The following is an 18,505-nucleotide window of genomic DNA, read 5'->3' as shown; positions in this document are numbered from 1 at the left end:
GGAGAAACGTGACCACGTCACCCGCCACCGCCCGCATCTCGGTCGACCGTGAAGCGGTCGTCGCCCCGATCGACCGTCGCATCTTCGGGTCGTTCGTCGAGCACCTCGGCCGCTGCGTCTACGACGGCATCTACGAGCCCGGCCACCCGACGGCCAATGAGGACGGCTTCCGCCTCGACGTCGTCGAGCTGGTGCGCGAGCTCGGCTCGACCACGATCCGCTACCCGGGCGGCAATTTCGTGTCAGGCTTCCGGTGGGAGGACTCGGTCGGCCCGCGCGAGCAGCGCCCGGTGCGTCGCGACCTCGCGTGGCACTCGCTGGAGACCAACCAGGTCGGCGTCGACGAGTTCTCGCGGTGGCTGAAGCTCACCGGCTCGGAGCTCATGATGGCCGTCAACCTCGGCACCCGCGGGATCGAGGCCGCCCTCGACCTGCTCGAGTACTGCAACCACCCGTCGGGCACCGCGCTCAGCGACCAGCGCATCGCCAACGGCACCGTCGAGCCGCATGACATCAGGATGTGGTGCCTGGGCAACGAGATGGACGGCCCCTGGCAGACCGGCTACATGACGGCCGAGGACTACGGCAAGCTCGCGGCCCGCACCGCGCAGGCGATGAAGGCGGCCGACCGCAGCCTCGAGCTGGTCGTGTGCGGCTCGTCGGGCTCGGCCATGCCGACGTTCGGCGACTGGGAGCGCACCGTGCTCGAGCACGCGTACGACCACGTCGACTTCATCTCGTGCCACGCGTACTACCAGGAGCGCGGCGGCGACCTCGGCTCGTACCTCGCGTCGTCGATCGACATGCAGTACTTCATCGAGACGGTGGTCTCGACCGCCGATCACGTGGGCAACAAGCTCAAGTCGAAGAAGAAGATCAAGCTCTCGTTCGACGAGTGGAACATCTGGTACCTCGACGAGCACCGCGAGTCCGACGAGGTCAACGACCAGTGGCGGTATGCCCCGCGTCAGCTGGAGGACGTCTACTCGGTGGCGGATGCCGTCGTGCTCGGCAACCTCATGATCACGCTGCTCAAGAACCACGACCGGGTGGCCTCGGCGTCGCTCGCGCAGCTCGTCAACGTCATCGCGCCGATCATGACCGAGCCCGGCGGGGCCGCCTGGCGCCAGACCACCTTCTTCCCGTTCTCGGTGACGTCGCGCCTCGCGCGCGGCGAGGTGCTGAGGCCTCGCGTCGACGCCGGCACGTACTCGACGGCCGTCTACGGCGACGCGCCGCTGGTGGACTCGGTCGTCACCGTCGACGACGGTGCCGCGGCGGTGTTCCTGGTGAACCGCAGCCTGACCGACGCGATCACGGTCACCGTCGACGTGTCGGAGCTCGGCGTCGCCACGGTCGTCGAGGCCGTGACCATGTGGGACGACGACGTGTACGCCAAGAACACGCTCGCCGACCAGGAGCGCGTGGGGCTCAAGACCCTCGACGGCGTCGCGCTCGACGGCGGCACGCTCACCGTCACGCTGCCTCCGGTGTCATGGTCGGCGATCGCGCTGGCGTGAGGTCGCTCGTCGCGGCGGCGGCGTCCCTGCTCGTCGCCGCCGCGCTGACCGGCTGCGCGGGAACGACTGCCGCGCCCGAGGTCACCGGCGACACGTTCGTGCACGACCCCGCGTTCGTGGCGGGGGAGGACGGTGCGCCCTCGTTCCTCTACTCGACCGGCAACGGGCGGATCGGCGACGGCAACATCCAGATCCGGCGATCGGAAGACGGCGCGGACTGGGAGGATGCCGGCACCGTCTGGGACGAGAAGCCGCAGTGGCTCGTCGACGCCGTGCCGGGTGTCGACAACCTCTGGGCTCCGGAGCTCTACGCGCATGACGGCACGTGGTACCTGTACTACTCGGCGTCGACGTTCGGCTCCAACTCGTCGCTGATCGCGCTGGCGACCAACACGACGCTCGACCCGGACGACCCCGAATACGAGTGGGTCGACCGGGGCGTCGTGATCGAGTCGGCGGGCACCGACTTCAACGCGATCGACCCGGGCATCGTGGAGGACGCCGACGGCGATCCGTTCCTGGCGTTCGGGTCGTTCTGGAGCGGCATCCGCATGGTGCCGCTGGAGTGGCCGAGCGGACTGCGTGCCGCCGGCACCGAGGGCGATGAGCCGCTGCGCCTGGCCGACCGGCAGTCGCCGCCGAACGCCATCGAGGCGCCGTACATCGTGGCGCACGACGGATACTTCTACCTGTTCGTCTCGCGCGACTCGTGCTGCAAGGGCGCCGACAGCACGTACAGCATCGCGGTCGGGCGGTCCTCGTCGGTGACCGGTCCGTACGTCGACGCCGAGGGCGTTCCCCTCCTCGAAGACGGCGGCACCCCGGTGCTCGCGACGTCGGGCAGCCGCGTCGGTCCCGGCGGGCAGTCGGTCTCGGGCGGCCTGCTCGCCTTCCACTGGTACGACGCCGACCTCGACGGGCAGTTCCGCCTGGGTCTGCTGCCGCTGCAGTGGCGCGACGGCTGGCCGCACGTGGAGTGGCCCGCCGAGGACTGAGACACGGGATGCCGTCGCCCCGGGTGCTGCGGATGCCCGGGGCGACGGCATCCCGGCTCCCGGTGGTCGGCGACAGCGTCAGCGGGCGACCGCGGGAGCCGACTCGCGCTGCACGATCTCGAAGTCGGCGAGCAGCAGGCGCGGAGGAGCGTCGAGCCCCTCGATGCGCTCGATGACGGTCGACACGGCGGTGCGGGCGATCCAGGCGCGGCCGGGGTCGACCGTCGTGAGCGAGGGGATCGAGTACTGCGCCTCGTCGATGTCGTCGAAGCCCATGACGGCCACGTCGTCGGGGACGCGCAGCCCCGCCTCCTGCAGTGCACGCATGGCACCGAAGGCCAGCGTGTCGTTGAGGGCGAAGACGGCGTCGAAGTCCGCGCCGCGCTCGATGATCTCGCGCATCGACCGGGCCCCGTTCGCGCGGTGCCATTCGATGGACGGGCCGATGAGGCGGCCGTCGAACGCGATGCCATGGGCGTCGAGCGCTTCGCGGTAGCCCTGCAGGCGCAGGGCGGCCGAGCCGATCAGCTCGCCCTCGTGGGCGCCGACGATCGCGATGCGGCGCCGCCCGGACTCGATGAGGTACTCGGTCGCCGCGCGCGCGGCCTCGACGTTGCGCATCGTGAGGTGATCGGTGGGCCCCTCGAAGATGCGCTCGCCGAGCAGCACGAGCGGGTAGTCCACGTTCAGGTGGGCGACGTCGTCCTGGCTCATCTCGAGCGGGCTGAAGATGAGGCCGTCACTCATCTTGCGGCGCGGGCTCGTGAGCAGGTCGAGCTCGCGCTGGCGCCCGCCGCTGCCGGTCTGCTCGATCGTGACGACGAGGCCCGACGTCTCGGCGGCGGCGATGACGGATGCCGCCAGCTCGGCGAAGTAGGCCAGTGCGAGATCGGGCACCGCGAGGGCGATGGATCCGGTGCGTCCGGAGCGCAGGCTGCGGGCGGTGAGGTTGGGGGTGTACCCGAGCTCGGCGATCGCGGCCTCGACCCGCTCCTTCGTGGTGGGGCGGATGTGCGGATAGTCGTTGATGACGTTCGACACGGTCTTGATCGACACGCCGGCCAAGCGCGCGACGTCGTGCAGCGTTGCCGCCATCGCCCACCCCCGATCGCTTCGAAGCCGCCGACTCCCCGGTCGGCGTGCTCCGAGCCTACAACGTTGTAAGGACCGATCGGCCCATCGTCGACCATTGTGGCCGACGCGCGGCGACGACGGCAATGTAAAGAATCCTTGACATCGACAAGGGTCTCGGCGTACCGTGCAGGTGTCAAAGATTCTTTACACGAGGAGGGTGGAGCGATGGTCTACGAAGAACGCAACATCTGGGCGAGCCTCATCGTCAGCGTCGTCGGGATGATCGTGTACGTCGCGGTCGTCCTGCAGCAGGCGGACGGTGGGCCGCTCGTCGAGGTCGACTGGGTGCCGATCATGCTGTGGACCATCGGCGGCAGCATCGTGGCCGCCATCCTGCTCAGCATCGCGTGGGGCATTCTCGCCGGCATGCGCGACCCCGACGGGGTCGGCAAGAGCGACCAGCGCGACCGCGACATCGCCCACATGTCGACCCGCGTCGGGCAGGCCTTCCTCGTCATCGCGGGACTTGGCGTGATCGTGCTCTGCGCGTTCGAGGCGGACTGGTTCTGGATCGCCAACACCATGTTCTTCGGGTTCGCGCTGTCGTCGATCGTGGGCGGCGTCGCGAGCGTCATCGCCTACCGGCGCGGACTCGCGTGATGGTCAAGCCCACGCAGGTCACCAACTCCATCCGCGCGACGCGCGAGGCCGCCGGCATGACCCAGGCCGAGCTCGCCCGCACGGTGGGGGTGACGCGGCAGACGCTCATCGCGATCGAGCAGGGACGCTATTCGCCCAGCCTCGAACTGGCCTTCCAGCTCGCCCGCGCCTTCGGCGTCGGGCTCGACGATCTCTTCGACTACCCGGGAGCATGACATGTCCGGCCAGACGTCCACCCCGACCATGCCGGCCTGGCGGCAGCGCCGTTACGGCGAAGCCGACGCCGTGACCCTCGGAAGCGCCGCCGTGCCGGCGCCCGCCCGCGGCGAGGTGCTGCTGCGCCTGCGGGCGACCGGCCTCAACAACGGCGACATCCGCGTCATGCGCGGCGAGCCGCTGCTCCTGCGCCTCGCGTTCGGGCTCCGCCGACCCCGGCAGCCGGTGCGGGGGATGGATGCCGCCGCCACCGTGGTCGCCGTCGGTGAGGGCGTGACCGGGGTCGCGGTCGGCGACGAGGTCGTCGGCGAGCTGCCCGGCGGCGGGCTCGCGCGGTTCGCATCCGCTCCCGCGCAGCGTCTGGTGTCGCGGCCGGACACGCTGGATCCCGTGCTCGCTGCGGCCCTGCCCGTCGCGGGCGGGACGGCCTGGCAGGCCCTCGAGAAGGCCCGGCTCGGCGCCGCCGGCTCCGAGCCCGCACGAGTGCTCGTGATCGGGGCGTCGGGCGGCGTCGGCACCTTCGCCGTGCAGCTCGCCGCGTTGCGCGGAGCCGAGGTGTGGGCCCTGTGCGGCGAACGCAACCGCGCCCTCGTCGAATCGCTCGGCGCGGCCCGCACCTTCGACTACCGTCGCGTGCAGCCCGGCGCGGCCGAACTCGGCCACGGTGCGTTCGACGCCGTGGTCGACATCGCCGGCACCGCTTCGCTGCGGGTGCTGCGGCGGCTTGTGCGCGACGGCGGCCGGGTCGTGCTGGTGTCGGGCGAGGGCGGCCGCGTGCTCGGCCCGATCGGGCGCCTGCTGCGGGCAGGACTGCTGTCGATCGGGTCGAAGCGTCCGCTCGTGCCGCTCGCCGCGACGGCCGAGCCCGACGTGCTGGCCGAGCTCGTCGCGCTCGCCGACGCGGGGGAGCTGCGTCCGGTCGTCTCGCGCACCGCCCCGTTCGGCGGCGCGGGCGCGGCGCTGGCCGAGGTCGCAGAAGGCCACGTCGCCGGCAAGATCGTGGTGCTCGCGGACTGAGGTCGCGGCATCCGGATTCCCTCCCGGTTCCCCGTCCGCGCGCGGCGGGCGTGAGACAATGGGTCTGGCGTGCCCGGGACTGCTCTTCGCCAAGCTCTGGACCGAGTGAGGTGGAGCCGCCGGGCCTCTGGACAGCGTCCGCCGTACTTCGCAAGGAGACACATGTCCAACGACATCGCGCCCGCACCCGCCGAGACCGCCCCTTCGACGGGCTCAGGGACCGGCCGGATCCAGCAGCACCGCAGCTACCTGATGTGCCGTCCCGAGCACTTCACGGTGAGCTACACGATCAACCCCTGGATGGAGCCGGCGAACCCGACCGACACCGCCCTCGCGGTGCGGCAATGGCAGGCGCTGTACGACACGTACCTTGCGCTCGGGCATGACGTGCAGCTGATCGACCCGATCCCCGGCCTTCCCGACATGGTCTACACCGCCAACGGCGGGTTCGTGATCGGCGGCGTGGCGTACGGTGCGAAGTTCCGCTACCAGGAGCGGGTGCCCGAGGGGCCCGCGTTCATGGACTGGTTCCGCGACAACGGCTTCGAGGTGGCGGCGCCGGTCGAGGTCAACGAGGGCGAGGGCGACTTCCTGCTCGTGGGCGACACGATCCTCGCCGGCACCGGGTTCCGCTCCACCGGCGACAGCCACCGCGAGCTCGCCGACGTGTTCGGCAAGGAGGTCGTGAGCCTGACGCTCGTCGACCCGCGGTTCTACCACCTCGACACCGCCATCTCGGTGCTCGACCCCGTGCAGGGTCCGGGCGGCGTCGACAAGGCCAACATCGCGTACCTCGAGCACGCCTTCGACGCGCGCTGCCAGGCGATCCTCGCCGAGCGCTACCCTGACGCCATCAAGGTCGCCGACGCCGACGGGGCCGTGTTCGGGCTCAACTCGGCCAGCGACGGCCGCAACGTGATCATCTCGCCGCGTGCGACCGGCTTCGAGGCGCAGCTGCGTGAGCGCGGGTACGACCCGGTGCTGGTGGACCTGTCCGAGCTGCTGCTCGGCGGTGGCGGCATCAAGTGCTGCACTCTCGAGCTGCGGCGCTGAGCGGAGGAGCAGACATGACCTCGACACCCCTCGACAAGCTCGGGGATCGGTCCGACCTCGGGGACCGGCCCGACCTCGGGGAGCGGGCGCTCACCGACACGGCGATGATCCGGATCATCGCCGGCGAGGAGGAGCACCTCGCCCACAACTACCACCCGCTGCCTGTCGTGATCTCGCGCGGCGAGGGCGCGTGGGTGACCGACGTCGAGGGCAAGCGGTACCTCGACCTGCTGTCGGCCTACTCGGCGCTGAACTTCGGCCACGGGCATCCCGCGATCGTCGCGGCCGCGCAGGAGCAGCTGGGCCGCCTCACGCTCACGAGTCGCGCGTACCACAACGACCGGCTCGGGCCGTTCGCGGCGGCGCTCGCCGCGCTGTGCGGCAAGGACCTCGTGCTGCCGATGAACACCGGTGCCGAGGCCGTCGAGACGGGCATCAAGGTCGCCCGCGCGTGGGGCTACCGCGTCAAGGGCGTGCCGGCGGATGCCGCGACCATCGTCGTCGCGCACGGCAACTTCCACGGCCGCACGACCACGATCGTCGGCTTCAGCGACGACGAGTCCGCCCGCGACGGGTTCGGTCCGTTCACGCCCGGCTTCGTGTCGGTGCCGTTCGGCGACGCCGCGGCGATCGAGGCTGCGATCACCCCCGAGACGGTCGCCGTCCTCATCGAGCCCATCCAGGGCGAGGCGGGCGTCATCCTGCCGCCCGAGGGCTACCTGCGCGCGGTGCGCGAGATCTGCACGGCGCGCGGCGTGCTGTTCATCGCCGACGAGATCCAGTCCGGCCTCGGCCGCGTCGGCGAGACCTTCGCATGCGATCGTGAGGGCGTCGTGCCCGACGTGTATCTGCTCGGCAAGGCGCTGGGCGGCGGCATCCTCCCCGTCTCGGCCGTGGTCGCCGACCGCGACGTGCTCGGCGTGATCCGCCCGGGCGAGCACGGCTCGACGTTCGGCGGCAACCCGCTCGCGGCGGCCGTCGGGCTGCGGGTCGTCGAGATGCTGCAGACCGGAGAGTTCCAGGGGCGCGCGAAGCTGCTCGGGGAGCACCTCGAGGCGAAGCTGCAGGAGCTCGTCGGCCACGGCGTCACCGCCGTGCGCGTCGCGGGGCTGTGGGCCGGCGTCGACATCGACCCGGCCGTCGGCACGGGCCGCGAGATCGCCGAGCGTCTCATCGCCCGCGGCGTGCTCGCCAAGGACACGCACGGTCAGACGATCCGCATCGCGCCGCCGCTCGTCATCCGCGCGACCGAGCTCGACTGGGCGGTCGAGCAGCTGCGGACGGTGCTCGCCGCCTGAGCCGACCGACGGCCCGGGGTCTCAGGCCGAGCGGACGCCCGGCGCGCGGCCGCCGAAGTGCCGGCGCATCGCCGAACGGGCTCCCGCAGGGTCACCGGCGGCGATCGCGTCGACGATCTCGTAGTGGATGCTGTCGGTGCGGACGTCCTCCGGCGCCTCGGCGACCGCGAGCCGGCGTGCGGCGATGTCGTCGCGGAGCACATGGCTGAGCCCCTCGTGGAGGAACTGCAGCACCGAGTTGTCGACGACGGTCTGCAGCCGACGGTGGAAGGCGACGTCCGCCTCCTGCGCGTCGTGGGAGTCGCCGGCGGCCTGCGAGGCGACCATGCGGTCGACGACCGCGCGCAGCTCCGCGACCTCATCGGGGGTCGCACGCCGCGCGGCGGCCTCGGCGAGCGCCTCTTCGAGCAGCACGCGGGACTCCGAGAACTCGTCGTCCGTGAGGTGCCCGAGTTCGCGGGCGATCGCGAAGAACGTGCGCACGAAGTCGTACGACGGGTTGCTGAGGTAGGTGCCACGGCCCTGCGTACGGGTGAGGAATCCCAGCCGCTCCAGAACGGCGAGCTGCTCGCGCAGCGTGCCGCGGCTCATGCCCAGCGCGTCGCACAGTTCGCGTTCGGGCGGCAGGCGGCGCATGCCGATGGTCTCGTCGATCGTCGCGAGCTCGATGAGACGCGCGACGAGCAGCTCCAACGGATCAGGCACCCATACCTCCCACGTACCGGCGCTCCCCAGCGGCCGGTCCTCACCGCATGCTATCGGGCTCTCCGGTCACGCGCGTCCGGTACGCGGAAACCTGTGGACACCTGGACATATCCGGCGCGCGCACGGCGCCCGGTGAGGGCATCAGAACACCGAGACCGTCCGCCAATGCCAGCCCGTCGCGCCGTCGGGGGCGGGCGGCGCCTCGGTCTCGGTCTGCACCTCGCCCGTCTTGCTGGTCGCCCGGCACTGGATGACGTGATCGCCCTTGTCGGCCGTCCACGGGAAGCTCCACTGCACCCACGTGTCGTCCGAGATCGCGGTGGCGAGCGTGGCGGTCTGCCATTCGCCCTCGTCGATGCGCACCTCGACGCGTTCGACCCCCACCTGCTGCTGCCACGCCACGCCCGCGATCATCACGTCGCCGGCCTTGAGGCCCTGCTCGCGGCGCGGTACGTCGATGCGCGACTCGAGCTTGATGGGTCCGCGCTCGGACCACCCTCGGTCGGTCCAGTACGCGCGGGCCTGATCGAACCTCGTCACCTCCAGGTCGACGACCCACTTCGTGGCCGACACGTAGCCGTACAGCCCCGGCACGACCATGCGCACCGGGAAGCCGTGCTCCAGCGGCAGCGGCTCGCCGTTCATGCCGACCGCGAGGATCGCGTCGCGCTCGTCGGTGAGTGCTTCGAGGGGAGTGGATGCCGTGAACCCGTCGACCGACCGCGACAGCACCATGTCGGCGTCCGCGGCGGGCTGCGCACGGGCGAGCAGCTCGCGCACCGGATACCCCAGCCACCGCGCATTGCCGATCAGGCTTCCGCCCACCTCGTTCGACACGCACGTGAGCGTCGTCCACGACTCCTGCAGCGGCAGCGCGAGCAGCTCGTCCCACGTCAGCTCCACCTCGTGGGCGACCATGCCGTGGATCCGCAGCCGCCACTCCGACGGGTCCACCTCGGGCACGATGAGCGCCGTGTCGATGCGGTAGAAGCTGTCGTTCGGGGTCACGACGTCGGCGAGGCCCGGCAGGTCGAGTTCGGCACCGGCCGGGACGGGGGATGCCGCCACCGCCGGTTCCGGCAGCCGCAGCGCGCGCCGCGCTGCGGCCACGCCCGTCGACGCCGCGCTGCGCAGACCGCCGACCGCCACCGCCACGATCCCGACGACGGTCGCCGCTCCGGCCCAGGCGAAGAAGGTCCGGCGGCTCGGCTGCCCGTCGGGGGCGGGGGCGCTCGAACTCCTCGGTGCTGCGACCTCCTCGCCGCCGGTCGCGGCATCCGCCTCGGTCGATTCCCGAGGGGTGCGCTCCGGCCGTGGACGCAGCAGCCCGACCAGCAGCCACAGCGCCACGGCGCCGACCGCGCCCGCGACCACGGCCGGCAGCCATGCCAGCGCACCCGCACCGGGGCGCGTCGCCGCGACGACCGCGCCGGCGGTGCCGAAGAACGCGACGACCGCCGCACCCCACGGAGCCAGCCGGGCCTCGAGCCACCCGGCGAGGGCGGCGAGCACGATCATCGCCACGCCGATGCCGGTCAGCAGCGCGGCCTTGTCGCCCGTCCCGAACAGCGCGATCGCGGTGTCCTTCGCCCACGGCGGAGCCGCGTCGATGAGTGCGCCGCCGATGACGGCGACGGGGCTCGACGACGGCGCGACCACCGCCGCGGTGAGCTCGCCCAGCCCGGCTCCGAGCACGACGGCGGCCACGCCCGCAGCCCACGCCAGGGGCGCCGGAACGCGGTCCCGCCGGGACGAACGAGCCATGACAGAAGCGTACGTTCGGGGCGCGGCATCCGCATCGTCTCTCGTCGTCGCGCGCCGCGAAACATGTCCGCAATCCAGGCCGCATTAGGCTCTTGGCATGGGTGATCTGTTCGACGGCTACGGCTCGACGCTCGCGCCGCGCAAGACGCCCTCGGGGGTGCCCGCGTTCGACGAGATGTTCGGGAGCCCGGCTCACCCCGGTGCCCTGGCCGAGTCGCGCGAGGCCTATCGAGAGCTGTATCAGGCGCTGGCGCAGATGACGCAGGAGGAGCTGCGCGGACGCACTGATTCGCTCGCGAGCTCGTACCTCGCGCAGGGCGTCACGTTCGACTTCGCGGGTGAGGAGCGGCCGTTCCCGCTCGACGCCGTGCCGCGCATCATCGAGTTCGACGAGTGGTCGCGCGTCGAGGCGGGCGTCAAGCAGCGCGTGCGCGCGCTCGAGGCGTTCCTCGCCGACGCGTACGGACACCAGCACTGTGTGCGAGACGAGGTGCTCCCGGCCCGGCTGATCTCCAGCTCGCAGTACTTCTATCGCCAGGCCGCCGGCATCCAGCCCGCCAACGGGGTGCGGATCCAGGTGTCGGGCATCGACCTCATCCGCGACGAGCACGGCGAGATGCGGGTGCTCGAAGACAACGTCCGGGTGCCCTCGGGCGTCAGTTACGTCATCTCCAACCGCCGGGTGATGGCGCAGACGCTCCCCGAGCTGTTCGTGTCGATGCGCGTGCGACCGGTCGGCGACTACCCCAACAAGCTGCTCGCGGCGCTGCGCGCCTCGGCGCCCGCCGGCATCGAGGACCCCAACGTGGTCGTGCTGACGCCGGGCGTCTACAACTCCGCCTACTTCGAGCACACGCTGCTCGCCCGTCTCATGGGCGTCGAGCTCGTCGAGGGCCGCGACCTGCTGTGCGTGGGCGGCAAGGTGTTCATGCGCACCACGCGCGGACCCAAGCGCGTCGACGTCATCTACCGCCGTGTCGACGACGACTTCCTCGACCCGCTGCAGTTCCGCGCCGACTCGATGCTGGGCGCTCCGGGCCTCATGCTCGCCGCACGCCTGGGCAACGTCACGATCGCCAACGCGGTCGGCAACGGCGTCGCCGACGACAAGCTGCTCTACACGTATGTGCCCGACCTGATCCGGTACTACCTGGCCGAGGAGCCGATCCTCAAGAACGTCGACACCTGGCGCCTCGAAGATCCGGGCGCCCTGGAGGAGGTGCTCGACCGGCTCGACGAGCTCGTCGTGAAGCCGGTCGACGGCTCGGGCGGCAAGGGTCTCGTCGTGGGGCCGGATGCCTCGCCCGCCGAGCTCGAGAAGCTCCGCAAGAACCTGCTCGCCGACCCCCGCGGCTGGATCGCACAGCCCGTCGTCATGCTGTCGACCATCCCCACCCTCGTCGAGGACGGGATGCGGCCGCGCCACGCCGACCTGCGCCCGTTCGCGGTGAACGACGGCGAGGACGTCTGGGTGCTGCCCGGCGGCCTCACCCGCGTCGCCCTTCCTGAGGGGCAGCTCGTGGTGAACTCCAGCCAGGGCGGCGGGTCGAAGGACACCTGGATCGTCGGCGGGTCCGCCCCCGGTCAGGTCGAGTACGGCCAGGGCCGCGGCGTCTCGGAGCTCGTCGCCGACCAGGCCGCGAACGTGACGGCTGCGATCCCGATCATCTACGACGCGCAGACCGAGCCCACGCATTCGCCGCAGGACCCGGGGCGCAGCAACCACGAGCAGCACGAACAGCAGCAGCAGACCGCGTCGGTCGCCGAGACCGCCGAGACGGCCCTTCGACAAGCTCACGGACCGGGACACGGAGGTGCCTCATGCTGAGCCGCATCGCCGAGTCGCTCTTCTGGATCGGCCGCTACATCGAGCGCAGCGACGGCACCGCCCGCATCCTCGACGTGCACCTGCAGCTGCTGCTGGAAGACCCGTGGATCGACGAGGACACCGCGTGCCGGTCGCTGCTGAGCGTCATGGGCTCGCTCCCGCCCGAGGGCGTCGAGCACGTCCGCCGCGAGGACGTCCTCTCGCGACTGGCCGTCGACCGCATGAACCCGTCGAGCATCGCGTACGCACTCACCGCGGCGCGCGAGAACGCCCGACGCGCCCGCGAGATCGTCTCGACCGAGCTGTGGGAGACCCTCAACACCACGAACGCGCGCATGCCGCGGCGTCTGCAGAACGACCGGGTGCACGAGTTCTTCCAGTGGGTGCGTGAACGCGCGGCACTGGCCGTCGGCATCCAGGATTCGTCCACCAGCCGCGACGAGGCCTGGCAGTTCTTCACGCTCGGTCGCAGCATCGAGCGCACCGACATGACCGCGCGGCTGCTCGCCACGCGATCGCTGACCGAGGCCTCAGGGCCGTCGTGGACCACGATCCTGCGCTCATGCGGGGCGTACGAGGCCTACCTGCGCACATACCGCGGCATGCCGAGCGCGCGCAACGCGGCCGAGTTCCTGCTGCTGGACCGTCTCTTTCCGCGCTCGATCATCTACTCGATCCAGCGCGCCGAGGAGTGCATGAGCGCCATCGACCCCCGCGCCGACCGCGTCGGGCACTCCAACACCGTGCTGCGGGCCCTCGGGCAGATCCGCAACGACCTGGAGTACCGGCCCATCGCCGAGATCCTCAGCGAGCTGCCTACCCACATGGACCGCGTGCAGCAGGTCACACGCGAGGCATCCGAGGCGATCCGCGGCCGGTTCTTCCCGACGCAGGCCGAGCCGAGCTGGATCGGAGAGATCTCATGAAGCGCCTGCGCATCGAGCACCAGACCGGCTTCAGCTACGGCGGCGACGTCACGGCGTCGTACAACGAGGCCCGCATGCTGCCCGTCTCGACCGACAGCCAGTTCGTGCTCAACTCGTCGCTCGACATCGAGCCGTCGACGTCGGTCAACCAGTACGTCGACTACTTCGGCACGCGCGTCGCGGCGTTCGACGTGCTCACTCCGCACTCGGCGCTGTCGATCACGGCGCGCTCGCTCGTCGAGGTGCGTCCGCGCCCGCTCGAGCACATCGACGTGACGTGGGACGGACTGACCCGCGAGTCGAACCGCTCGATCGAGACCGTCGAGCAGCTCTCGCTCACGAACCGCACCCGGCCGCACGACGAGGTCGCCGAGCTCGCCCGCTCGATCGCCGCGCAGCACGACCACCCCGGCCGCGCCGCCCACGCCATCTCGGTGGCGGTGGGGGATGCCGTCGAGTACATGCACGGTGTGACCGGCGTGCACTCGACCGCCGCCGAGGCGTGGGAGGCCCGCAAGGGCGTGTGCCAAGACATCGCGCACATCACCCTGGGGGCCCTGCGCATCGTCGGCATCCCCGCGCGCTACGTGTCGGGCTACCTGCACCCGCGGCCGTCGGCAGAGGTCGGCGTCGCGGTGACCGGTGAGTCGCACGCATGGGTCGAATGGTTCGCGGGGCAGTGGCAGGGCTTCGACCCCACGAACAACATCGAGATCGGCGACCGCCACGTGCTCGTGGGCCGCGGCCGCGACTACGGCGACGTGCCGCCGCTGCGCGGCGTGTACGCCGGGCCGTTCAAGAGCAACCTCCACGTCAAGGTGACGATCACCCGCGAGGTCTGAACCGTCCGCGGCTCAGCGTGCGGCGACCACCGCATTGTCGAGCCGATCGGCATCGACGCCGGTGCGGACGCCCTGGTTCGTCAGCAGCACGTAGGCGACACCCGCGGTGGGGTGCACCCAGAACTCGGTGCCCGCCCAGCCGGCGTGGCCGTAGACGTCCTGGTCGATGAGACCGGGCGCCCGGGTGCGCAGGTTGAACGTGAAGCCCCAGTCCTGGCCCGCGGAGACCGGGTACGGGTCGAGCCTCGGGATGTCGCCGGTGAGCGGCCGCCGCATCATCGCGAGCGTCTCGGGCTGCACGACGCCGTCGCGCTCGCCCTGCCCGATGCGCAGGAGCGCCGACCCGAGAGCGAGCAGGTCGCCGGCCGTGCCGATCATGCCGGCGCCGGCGTTGCGGACGCGTGCGAGCCGCGCCATGTCGATGCCGCAGCCCTCGGCATCGACGACGGTGTGCGGGCCGGCGGCGGGGTCGAGGGTGAAGCCCGCACCGCCGAGTCCGGCCGACCACGCCGAGATGTCGGCATCCCATTCCCATCCGGCGGTGTGCCGCAGCAGTTCGACGACGCCTTCGAACGCCACCGTCGAGTAGCGGGAGGCCGTGCCGGCGGCGAAGTCGCGTCCGGGCGTGCGCAGTGCGTCGCCGAGGCCGCCGGCGGGATCGAGGGGCGGTTCGGGGATGCCCGCGGTGTGACTCACCAGGTGCCGCAGACGCACGACGTCGTCGGCGGGGCGGGTGGCGCCGAATCCGGGGATCGCGTCGGTCAGGGGCGTCTCGGTCGTGAGGAACCCGCGCTCGATCGCCCGGGCGGCGGTGAGGCCCGTCAGCACCTTGGTGATCGAGAACAGCCAGAACGGGTCGTCGACCTGCGCGGGGCGGCCGTCCGTCGCGCCGAACGCGTCGAGCGCCACGATGCCCTCGGCGGTCGCGACGCCCAGCACGGCGGTGGGCAGCCGGCCGGCCTCGACGTGCCCGCGCGCCCAGTCGAACGCGGCGCCGTAGCCGGTCACGCGTGCGGCTCGTAGCGTTCGGGAGCCGTGGATTCGGCGACCACGCGGCGCAGGTCCTCCAGCGTCGCGTCGGGGCCGAACCAGCCGTGCGCGCGCGCCTGCACCAGCACGTTGCCGAGCGCGGTGGCCTCGACCGGCCCCGCGAGCACGGGCAGCCCCGACCGATCCGCGGTCGCCTGGCACAGCAGGCGGTTGAGCGCGCCGCCGCCGACGACGTGGATCACGTCGACGTCGCGCCCGGTCAGGCGCCCGGCCGTTGCGACGGCGTCCGCGAACGCCTGGGCGATGCTCTCGACGATCGTGCGCGCGAACGCGGCCCGGGTCGAGGGGACCTCGGCGCCGGACTCGGCGATGACGGCGGCGATGCGCGCCGGCATGTCGCCGGGCGCCGCAAGGCGTGCGTCGTTCGCGTCGAACAGCGGGACGCCGCCGGTCACGTCGGCGGCGTCGGCGAGCAGCGCGGGAAGGTCGAGGGAGGCGCCGTCCTCGGCCTCCCAGGTGCGCACGGCCTCGCTCAGCAGCCACAGTCCGGTGACGTTGTGCAGGAACCGCACGCGTCCGTCGACGCCGCCCTCGTTGGTGAAGTTCGCCGCGCGCGCCCCATCGCTGACGACGGGCGCGTCGAGCTCGACGCCGACGAGCCCCCACGTGCCGCACGAGATGTACGCGGCGTCGGGGGTGCTCAGCGGCACCGCGACGACCGCCGACGCGGTGTCGTGCGAACCGACCGCGACGACCTCGAGCGCCGCGCCGATGCGCTCGCGCGCCTCGCCGCGCAGTGTCCCGAGCGTGTCGCCCGGATCGACGAGCGGCGGGAGGACGGATGCCGGCAGCCCGAGCCGGGCGGCGAGCTCCCGGTCCCACTCGCCGGTGCGGACGTCGACCAGGCCGGTCGTCGAGGCGTTCGTCCGCTCGGCCGCGCGCGCTCCGGTCAGCAGGAACGCGACGAGGTCGGGGATCAGCAGCGCGACATCGGCATCCGTCAGGCGCTCCTCGACGGCGTACTGGTAGAGCGTGTTGAACGGCAGGAACTGCAGGCCGTTGCGCCGGTACAGCTCGGCGAACGGGGCGGCCTGGTGGACGGCATCCACTCCCCGCGCCGTGCGCTCGTCGCGGTAGTGGAACGGCTCGCCGAGCACCTCGTCGCCGTGGACCAAGCCGTAGTCGACGGCCCACGAGTCGATCCCGATGCTCGCGATGCCCGGCTCGCGCCGCAGTGCCTCGGCGAGGCCATCGACGATGTGCCGGTACAGCGCGGTGAAGTCCCAGTGCAGGCCGTCCGGCCCTTCGACGGGCCCGTTCGGGAACCGTGAGACCTGTTCGAGTCGCAGCGTCCCGTCGCCGACGTAGCCGAGCATGACGCGGCCGCTGGTCGCGCCGAGGTCGACCGCCGCCACGACGCCGCCCGTCACCGGTCGCCCCGTGCGTCGGACCGCGCCGTCGAGATCCCGTGCTCTCGTCGAGGCGACACGATGCGCGCGCGACGATCGTGTGCGGTCGGCGAGAGCACGCGCTCCGCGCGGTGGATGGATGCCGGGGGCCGGGCGGGCGCGGTCATCGCAGGAAGGCGGCGGCGACGCCGGAGTCGACGGGGATGTGCAGGCCGGTGGTGCGGCTGAGCTCGGGGCCGGTGAGGACGTAGACCGCGTCGGCGACGTTCTCGGGCACGACCTCGCGCTTGAGGATCGTGCGGTTGGCGTAGAACTGGCCGAGGTCCTCTTCCTTCACACCGTAGGTCGCCGCGCGGTTCGCGCCCCAGCCCGCGGCGAAGATGCCCGAGCCGCGCACGACGCCGTCCGGGTTGATGCCGTTGACGCGCACGCCATGCTCGCCGAGCTCGACCGCCAGCAGACGCACCTGGTGGGCCTGGTCGGCCTTCGTCGCCGAGTATGCGATGTTGTTCGGGCCGGCGAAGACGGAGTTCTTCGACGAGATGTAGATGACATCGCCGCCCATCTTCTGCTCGATGAGCGCCTTCGCGGCGGCCTTCGAGACGAGGAACGAGCCCTTCGCCATGACGTCGTGCTGGAGGTCCCAGTCCTTCTCGGTGGTCTCCAGCAGCGGCTTCGACAGCGACAGGCCGGCGTTGTTGACGACGAGGTCGATGCCGCCGAAGGCCAGCAGTGTGGCGTCGATGGCGGCCTGCACGCCGTCGGCGTCGGCGACGTTGGCCGCGACGCCGATCGCGACGTCGGTGCCGCCGAGCTCGGCCGCGCCGGCCTGCGCCTTCTCGAGGTCGAGGTCTGCGACGACGACGCACGCGCCCTCGGCCGCCAGGCGCGTCGCGATGGCCTTGCCGATGCCCGACGCGGCGCCGGTGACGAACGCGATGCGGCCCTGGTGGGTCTTGGGCTTGGGCATGCGCTGCAGCTTGGCCTCTTCGAGAGCCCAGTACTCGATGCGGAACTTCTCGGCGTCCGAGATCGGCGCGTAGGTCGAAAGGGCCTCGGCGCCGCGCATGACGTTGATGGCGTTGACGTAGAACTCACCGGCCACGCGCGCGGTCTGCTTGTTCGCGCCGTACGAGAACATGCCCACACCCGGGATCAGCACGATGAGCGGGTCGGCGCCGCGGATCGCGGGCGACTCGGCCGTCGCGTGTGCGTCGTAGTACTCCTGGTAGTCGGCACGGTAGGCCTCGTGCAGCTGGCCGAGGCGTTCGATGGATGCCTCGACCGACGCGTCGGCGGGCAGGTCGAGGATCAGCGGCTTGACCTTGGTGCGCAGGAAGTGGTCGGGGCAGCTGGTGCCGAGCGCCGCGAGCGCGGGCGCCTTCTCGGACGCGAGGAAGTCGGTGACGACGGCCGCGTCGGTGAAGTGGCCCACCATCGGCTTGTCGGTCGAGGCGAGTCCGCGGATCGTCGCGGCCAGCGCGGCGGCCTTCGCCCGTCGCTCGGACTCGGGCAGCGCCTCGAATCCGGCGCGGACGCCGCCGAACGGGTCGCCTGCGCCGTTGGCGTCGATGTAGGCCTGCGCGGTCTCGATGATCCACAGCGAGTTCGCCTCTGCCTCATCGGACGTGTCGCCCCACGCGGTGATGCCGTGGCCGCCGAGGATCGTGCCGATCGCCTGCGGGTTGGCTGCCTTGATCGCGGCGATGTCGAGCCCGAGCTGGAAGCCGGGGCGGCGCCACGGCACCCACACGACCTTGTCGCCGAAGATCTTCGCGGTGAGCGCCTCGCCGTCGGCGGCGGTCGCGATCGCGATGCCGGCGTCGGGGTGCAGGTGGTCCACGTGCGCGGCATCCACGAGTCCGTGCATCGCGGTGTCGATCGACGGCGCGGCGCCGCCCTTGCCGTGCAGGCAGTAGTCGAACGCGGCGACCATCTCGTCCTCGCGCTCCACGCCCGGGTACACGTCGACGAGCGCGCGCATGCGGTCCAGGCGCAGCACGGCGAGGCCCTCGGGCTTCAGCGTGCCCAGGTCGCCCCCCGAGCCCTTGACCCACAGCAGCTCGACCGGCTCACCGGTCACCGGGTCGGTCTCGGTCCCCTTCGCGGACGTGTTGCCGCCCGCGTAGTTGGTGTTCTTCGGGTCGGCGCCGAGGCGGTTCGACCGCGTGATCAGGTCGGTGACGGCCGGGTTGCTCATGTCGGGTT

Annotated in this window: 16 protein-coding genes; 10 read left to right on the top strand and 6 right to left on the bottom strand. The window is 71.6% G+C overall.

All coding sequences use genetic code 11. From position 1 onward, the window contains the following. Positions 1-8 precede the first annotated feature (8 nt). Positions 9-1,520 (top strand): alpha-N-arabinofuranosidase, encoded by a 1,512-nt coding sequence (locus tag ACFWJ8_RS15495; RefSeq protein WP_378813156.1) that lies wholly within the window; start codon positions 9-11, stop codon positions 1,518-1,520. After that, entirely contained in the window at positions 1,517-2,515 is a 999-nt protein-coding gene (locus ACFWJ8_RS15490) for an arabinan endo-1,5-alpha-L-arabinosidase (RefSeq protein ID WP_378813153.1), read from the top strand. The genes ACFWJ8_RS15495 and ACFWJ8_RS15490 overlap by 4 nt, the downstream gene beginning before the upstream one ends. A gap of 78 nt (positions 2,516-2,593) precedes the next feature. Here the strand turns inward: ACFWJ8_RS15490 and ACFWJ8_RS15485 are convergent, their stop codons facing one another. Beyond that, complete coding sequence (locus ACFWJ8_RS15485) at positions 2,594-3,610, bottom strand: LacI family DNA-binding transcriptional regulator (protein ID WP_378813151.1); 1,017 nt, start codon at positions 3,608-3,610, stop codon at positions 2,594-2,596. A gap of 204 nt (positions 3,611-3,814) precedes the next feature. Here ACFWJ8_RS15485 and ACFWJ8_RS15480 point away from each other — a divergent pair, with 204 nt between their 5' ends. The 5 genes from ACFWJ8_RS15480 to rocD all read left to right on the top strand — a co-directional run bounded on the left by ACFWJ8_RS15480 (position 3,815) and on the right by rocD (position 7,833). Beyond that, positions 3,815-4,249 carry a hypothetical protein gene (locus ACFWJ8_RS15480; RefSeq protein WP_378813149.1) on the top strand — a complete coding sequence of 145 codons (435 nt, stop codon included), beginning with the start codon at positions 3,815-3,817 and terminating at the stop codon, positions 4,247-4,249. Further along, positions 4,249-4,464, top strand: coding sequence for a helix-turn-helix transcriptional regulator (locus ACFWJ8_RS15475; RefSeq protein ID WP_378813146.1), 216 nt, complete (start codon positions 4,249-4,251; stop codon positions 4,462-4,464). Before ACFWJ8_RS15480 ends, ACFWJ8_RS15475 begins: the two co-directional genes overlap by 1 nt. A 1-nt stretch (position 4,465) precedes the next feature. After that, a complete protein-coding gene (locus ACFWJ8_RS15470) occupies positions 4,466-5,482 on the top strand; it encodes an NAD(P)-dependent alcohol dehydrogenase (protein ID WP_378813145.1) in 1,017 nt (338 codons plus the stop codon). Between the two features lie 162 nt (positions 5,483-5,644). Beyond that, a complete protein-coding gene (gene ddaH, locus ACFWJ8_RS15465) occupies positions 5,645-6,535 on the top strand; it encodes a dimethylargininase (protein WP_378813142.1) in 891 nt (296 codons plus the stop codon). 104 nt (positions 6,536-6,639) lie between these two features. After that, positions 6,640-7,833 carry an ornithine--oxo-acid transaminase gene (gene rocD, locus ACFWJ8_RS15460; protein WP_378813234.1) on the top strand — a complete coding sequence of 398 codons (1,194 nt, stop codon included), beginning with the start codon at positions 6,640-6,642 and terminating at the stop codon, positions 7,831-7,833. Between the two features lie 21 nt (positions 7,834-7,854). Here the strand turns inward: rocD and ACFWJ8_RS15455 are convergent, their stop codons facing one another. Continuing rightward, positions 7,855-8,538 (bottom strand): FadR/GntR family transcriptional regulator, encoded by a 684-nt coding sequence (locus ACFWJ8_RS15455; protein WP_378813139.1) that lies wholly within the window; start codon positions 8,536-8,538, stop codon positions 7,855-7,857. 141 nt (positions 8,539-8,679) lie between these two features. Beyond that, complete coding sequence (locus ACFWJ8_RS15450) at positions 8,680-10,302, bottom strand: molybdopterin-dependent oxidoreductase (protein WP_378813137.1); 1,623 nt, start codon at positions 10,300-10,302, stop codon at positions 8,680-8,682. Positions 10,303-10,399: 97 nt separating this feature from the next. Here ACFWJ8_RS15450 and ACFWJ8_RS15445 point away from each other — a divergent pair, with 97 nt between their 5' ends. The 3 genes from ACFWJ8_RS15445 to ACFWJ8_RS15435 are packed head-to-tail and all read left to right on the top strand — an operon-like array spanning position 10,400 to position 13,898. Continuing rightward, positions 10,400-12,130 carry a circularly permuted type 2 ATP-grasp protein gene (locus ACFWJ8_RS15445; protein ID WP_378813134.1) on the top strand — a complete coding sequence of 577 codons (1,731 nt, stop codon included), beginning with the start codon at positions 10,400-10,402 and terminating at the stop codon, positions 12,128-12,130. Next, positions 12,124-13,056: an alpha-E domain-containing protein gene (locus ACFWJ8_RS15440; RefSeq protein WP_378813131.1), complete on the top strand. Its 933-nt coding sequence runs from the start codon at positions 12,124-12,126 to the stop codon at positions 13,054-13,056. Before ACFWJ8_RS15445 ends, ACFWJ8_RS15440 begins: the two co-directional genes overlap by 7 nt. Then, the gene (locus tag ACFWJ8_RS15435; protein ID WP_378813128.1) at positions 13,053-13,898 is read left to right on the top strand and encodes a transglutaminase N-terminal domain-containing protein; all 846 of its coding nucleotides are present in this window, start codon (positions 13,053-13,055) and stop codon (positions 13,896-13,898) included. Before ACFWJ8_RS15440 ends, ACFWJ8_RS15435 begins: the two co-directional genes overlap by 4 nt. A 12-nt stretch (positions 13,899-13,910) precedes the next feature. On the opposite strand, the gene ACFWJ8_RS15430 is transcribed toward ACFWJ8_RS15435, so the two are convergent. From ACFWJ8_RS15430 to ACFWJ8_RS15420, 3 genes are all read right to left on the bottom strand, one after another. Continuing rightward, a complete protein-coding gene (locus ACFWJ8_RS15430; RefSeq protein ID WP_378813126.1) occupies positions 13,911-14,906 on the bottom strand; it encodes a serine hydrolase domain-containing protein in 996 nt (331 codons plus the stop codon). After that, positions 14,903-16,264, bottom strand: coding sequence for a rhamnulokinase family protein (locus ACFWJ8_RS15425; protein ID WP_378813233.1), 1,362 nt, complete (start codon positions 16,262-16,264; stop codon positions 14,903-14,905). The genes ACFWJ8_RS15430 and ACFWJ8_RS15425 overlap by 4 nt, the downstream gene beginning before the upstream one ends. A 196-nt stretch (positions 16,265-16,460) precedes the next feature. Next, positions 16,461-18,497: a bifunctional aldolase/short-chain dehydrogenase gene (locus ACFWJ8_RS15420; protein ID WP_378813123.1), complete on the bottom strand. Its 2,037-nt coding sequence runs from the start codon at positions 18,495-18,497 to the stop codon at positions 16,461-16,463. Between the last annotated feature and the right edge of the window lie 8 nt (positions 18,498-18,505).

It is taken from the genome of Microbacterium sp. NPDC058389, assembly GCF_042722305.1.
Taxonomy (GTDB): domain Bacteria; phylum Actinomycetota; class Actinomycetes; order Actinomycetales; family Microbacteriaceae; genus Microbacterium.
This window is presented reverse-complemented; position numbering and strand designations above follow the sequence as displayed.